Annotated in this window: 3 protein-coding genes; 1 reads left to right on the top strand and 2 read right to left on the bottom strand. The window is 68.8% G+C overall.

Annotation, left to right across the window (positions count from 1 at the left end; translation table 11 throughout):
• Positions 1-49: 49 nt before the first annotated feature.
• Positions 50-844: a M23 family metallopeptidase gene (locus tag ACTHL9_RS03510; RefSeq protein WP_440517349.1), complete on the bottom strand. Its 795-nt coding sequence runs from the start codon at positions 842-844 to the stop codon at positions 50-52.
• 255 nt (positions 845-1,099) lie between these two features.
• Complete coding sequence (locus ACTHL9_RS03505; RefSeq protein ID WP_440517347.1) at positions 1,100-1,795, bottom strand: metal-dependent transcriptional regulator; 696 nt, start codon at positions 1,793-1,795, stop codon at positions 1,100-1,102.
• A gap of 210 nt (positions 1,796-2,005) precedes the next feature.
• Here ACTHL9_RS03505 and serC point away from each other — a divergent pair, with 210 nt between their 5' ends.
• A complete protein-coding gene (serC, locus tag ACTHL9_RS03500; RefSeq protein WP_440517346.1) occupies positions 2,006-3,148 on the top strand; it encodes a phosphoserine transaminase in 1,143 nt (380 codons plus the stop codon).
• Positions 3,149-3,294 lie beyond the last annotated feature (146 nt).

The raw sequence follows: 3,294 nt of genomic DNA, 5'->3' as shown, positions 1-3,294 counted from the left end.
TTTCGTAACACCGGCGTGTCTCATATTATCAGGCCAAGCACACGCGGTATCAACGGGGCGGCCTATCACACACCCAGCCGGCCGGGTCGACGACCGGCCCCTCGACCATGACCTCGAAGTGGAGGTGGCATCCCGTGGACGCGCCCGTCGTGCCGCTCAGGGCAATGACGTCGCCGCGGCCCACCGACTGGCCCACAGAGACGCTGAACGACGAGAGGTGGTTGTAGGTGGTCTCGAGGCCGTTCCCGTGGTCGATGACCACGCGGTTCCCGCCCCCGTAGGGGTGCCAGCCTGCAAACGTGACCTTGCCCGCGGATGCCGCCCGGACCCCGGCCCCGCAGGCGGCGACGAAGTCCTCGCCGCGGTGGAAGTCGCCCGAGCCGTCGATAGGGCTCACGCGCTGGCCGAACGGCGACGACTCGGCGAGGGAGTTGAGCGGTGCGCCCAGCGAACCCTTGGCCTGGGCCGGGGAGATCGCGCGCGCGGACGCAGTCGTCAGCATGCTCTTCAAGCGCCCGTCGGCGCTCTCGCGGGTGCTCACCGGCGCCCGTGAGAAGGCCACACTGGCCTCGGCTGGCGCCGAAACGGCGGCGTCCGAGACCGTCTCACGCGCCGCATCGGCGGCGCTCGGCCCGCTCCCGGCCGCAGCCGTCTGGGCCGCGACCGTCAGCACCACGCCGGCGGCAGCCAGGGCCACTCCGGCCTTCTGCCCGGTTCCCGCGGACGCGGCGATGCGCCGCAGCTCACGGACCGCACTCGGCTTGAGCGAACGGCGGTCCGCCCGCGCGGCATCGCGGGGACGCAGCCCGGTGAGGGGGTGCGGGCCAGGGGCGACTCGAGACATGCTTCTACCTCTCTCCAGACGCCCAGGGTGCGCCCCTCATCGCTGGCAGAGCTCGGCGTGCGGAAGGGACAGCGCCGGAGAACGGCGCCGCGTCCATCCTAGAGGTTCGGCGACCTCTCCGTGACATTGCCGTGACCTTTTGCGAGATGACACTCGCAGATCAGCCCGCTCTCACTTTTCTCCAAGCGGTGGATTTTTGTGCGAATCGCATGTGCGAACGTGTGAGATATAGGTCACACAAATGCCGAAAAGGGCTCAGCCGACCGACACAAAGACGTGAGCGGCGACTTCTACGGGCAGCTCCAGCGCGCCATCGACCTTCGGGGTGCGGACGGAGATATAGTCCCCAACCCGCTCGAGCGCGAGCTTTGCGCCTGGGCGGATCCCGCCCTCGTCCAGCTGGGCGAGCAGCTCGGGATCGACCTGGATGGGCTCGGCCAGGCGGCAGACGACGATGCGCGAGCCAGGCGCGTACCCCTGCATCGCCTCGACGAGAGTCACCACGCCGCTGCCGAAGCCCTGCGACGGCTGGCCACCGAGCGCCTCCAGGCCCGGGATCGGGTTGCCGTAGGGCGATTCGCTCGGCTTTCCGAGGAGCTCATAGAGCCGACGCTCCACGCGCTCGCTCATCACGTGCTCCCAGCGGCACGCCTCATCATGGACATACGCCCAATCAAGGCCGATGACGTCAGCCAGCAGCCTCTCCGCGAGCCGGTGCTTGCGCATCACCTCGGTGGCCCGCTTGCGGCCCGCCGCAGTCAGCTCGAGATGGCGGTCTCCGGTGACCACCACCAGGCCGTCCCGCTCCATCCGCGCGACCGTCTGGGACACGGTCGGCCCCGAGTGGCGAAGCCGCTCGGCGATGCGCGCCCGCAGGGGAACAATCCCCTCCTCCTCGAGCTCGAGGATGGTGCGGAGGTACATCTCGGTGGTGTCGATCAGATCGGTCATGAAGTCAGCGGCTCCTTGGGCAGGAAAGAGCGTGCCCGCATGGCGCGGCGCGCATCGCCAGTCTAGCTTATTTTGAACAGCTCAGATTAGCCCCGGAGAGCCGGCGGCAAGTCCCCTCGCTTCTCGAATTCGCACCGCGCCGAGGGTGTGCGGCACACTGTTTCGGGGCGGAAGGAGCCTCCCGCCCGGCATTCTCGCAAGGAGCCTTCTGTGAGCGAAACGACCGCCGCCGCCAAGCTGGACATCCCCGCCGACCTCCTGCCCGCCGACGGCCGCTTCGGCGCCGGCCCCTCGAAGGTCAGGAAGGAACAGGTCGAGGCGATCGCAGCCGCGGGTCCGAAGCTCCTCGGCACGTCGCACCGGCAGGCCCCCGTGAAGAATCTGGTCGGCTCGGTCCGCGAAGGGCTCAAGGCCTTCTTCAAGGCCCCCGAGGGCTACGAGGTGGTCCTCGGCGTGGGGGGCTCCACGGCGTTCTGGGATGCCGCCTCCTTCGGCCTGGTCCGCTCGAAGGCCCAGCACCTCTCCTTCGGCGAGTTCGGCTCGAAGTTCGCCAAGGCCACTGACAAGGCGCCGTTCCTCGAGGCGTCGAGCATCCGCACCTCCGAACCCGGCACGCGGCCCGAGCCCGCGGCCGAGGCTGGAATCGACGTCTACGCCTGGCCGCAGAACGAGACGTCCACGGGCGTGGCTGCCCCGGTTCGGCGGGTCCAGGGCGCTGACGAGGGCTCCCTCGTGCTCATCGACGCCACGAGCGCCGCCGGCGGCCTCGACGTCGACGTCGCCGAGAGCGACGTCTACTATTTCGCGCCCCAGAAGAACTTCGCGTCCGACGGCGGCCTCTGGCTTGCGCTGTTCTCCCCGGCCGCACTCGAGCGCGTCGAGGAGATCAAATCCTCGGGCCGCTGGATCCCGGACTTCCTGGACCTCAAGACCGCGGTGGACAACTCGAAGCTCAACCAGACCTACAACACCCCGAGCCTCACGACCCTCGTGAGCCTCAACGCACAGGTCGAGTGGCTCAACGAGCAGGGCGGGCTGGACTGGGCCGCGAAGCGGACGGCCGATTCGGCAGGCCGGGTCTACTCCTGGGCCGAGGCCTCCGACTTCGCCACGCCGTTCGTCTCAGATCCTGCCGACCGCTCCAACGTCATCGCAACGATCGACTTCGATGACTCCATCGATGCCGCACAGGTGGCCAAGATCCTCCGCGCCAACGGCATCGTGGACACCGAGCCGTACCGGAAGCTCGGCCGCAACCAGCTGCGCATCGCGACGTTCGTGGCCATCGAGCCCGACGACGTCACGAAGCTCACGCAGTCCATCGACTACGTGGTCGGCAAGCTGCGAGGCTGAGAGCCTCATCAATCACAGAAGGGGGGGGGGGGGGCGCCCCCAGCGGCCGGGGGCGTGGTGTGTTTTATTCGGGTCGGTGGTTGAGCTTCTGTGGCCTATGTGGGGTGTGCGGGCCTCAGCCCCACCCCGCGCACGGCCGCCACCGA

The organism is Sinomonas sp. (genome assembly GCF_051955515.1).
In the GTDB taxonomy this organism is placed as follows: domain Bacteria; phylum Actinomycetota; class Actinomycetes; order Actinomycetales; family Micrococcaceae; genus Sinomonas.
The sequence above is the reverse complement of the archived record's forward strand: the minus strand, read 5'-3'. Positions and strand labels throughout refer to the sequence as shown.

Excerpts from the sequence above, each read along its gene's own strand:
- ACTHL9_RS03510 (WP_440517349.1), bottom strand. The coding sequence starts at position 844 with ATGTCTCGAGTCGCCCCTGGCCCGCACCCCCTCACCGGGCTGCGTCCC.
- ACTHL9_RS03505 (WP_440517347.1), bottom strand. The coding sequence starts at position 1,795 with ATGACCGATCTGATCGACACCACCGAGATGTACCTCCGCACCATCCTC.